The 661-nt window shown below is 66.8% G+C and carries 1 protein-coding gene; it reads left to right on the top strand.

The features are described from left to right. Nucleotides 1-292: 292 nt before the first annotated feature. Nucleotides 293-661, top strand: a 369-nt coding sequence (locus QZH66_RS17820) for a branched-chain amino acid ABC transporter permease (protein WP_305807144.1), incomplete at its 3' end; no start/stop codon positions are given.

Here is a 661-nt window from a genome sequence, read left to right as displayed (position 1 = left end):
ATCACGCTGGCCGTGGCGGCGGCATTCCAGACGCTGGCCTCGCAGCTGTCGGACATCACGGGCGGCGAGGACGGGCTGAGCTTCAAGGTGCCCGCGGTCCTGTCGCCCAGCTTCGAGTTCGCCGACGAGCCGTTCCTCGGCGTGTCGCTCGATGGGCGCCTCTTGTGCTACTACCTGCTGTTCGTGGTGGCCGTGGCGCTGGTGCTGGCGCTGCTGCGCATCGTCAACTCGCCGTTCGGCCGCGTGCTGCAGGCGATCNAGCTTCGAGTTCGCCGACGAGCCGTTCCTCGGCGTGTCGCTCGATGGGCGCCTCTTGTGCTACTACCTGCTGTTCGTGGTGGCCGTGGCGCTGGTGCTGGCGCTGCTGCGCATCGTCAACTCGCCGTTCGGCCGCGTGCTGCAGGCGATCCGCGAGAACGAATTCCGCGCGGAGGCCATAGGCTACCGCGTGGTGGTCTACCGCACCACGTCGAGCGTGCTCTCGGCGCTGTTTGCCACGCTGGCGGGCTGCATGCTGGCGCTCTGGCTGCGCTACAACGGGCCGGACACCTCGCTGAGCTTTGAAATCATGATGGACGTGCTGCTGATCGTGGTCATCGGTGGCATGGGCACGATCTACGGCTCGGTCATCGGCGCCGTGCTGTTCCTCATCGCGCAAAGC

Origin of the sequence: Stenotrophomonas sp. YIM B06876 (assembly GCF_030711595.1) — a bacterium.
In the GTDB taxonomy this organism is placed as follows: domain Bacteria; phylum Pseudomonadota; class Gammaproteobacteria; order Xanthomonadales; family Xanthomonadaceae; genus Stenotrophomonas.
This window is presented reverse-complemented; position numbering and strand designations above follow the sequence as displayed.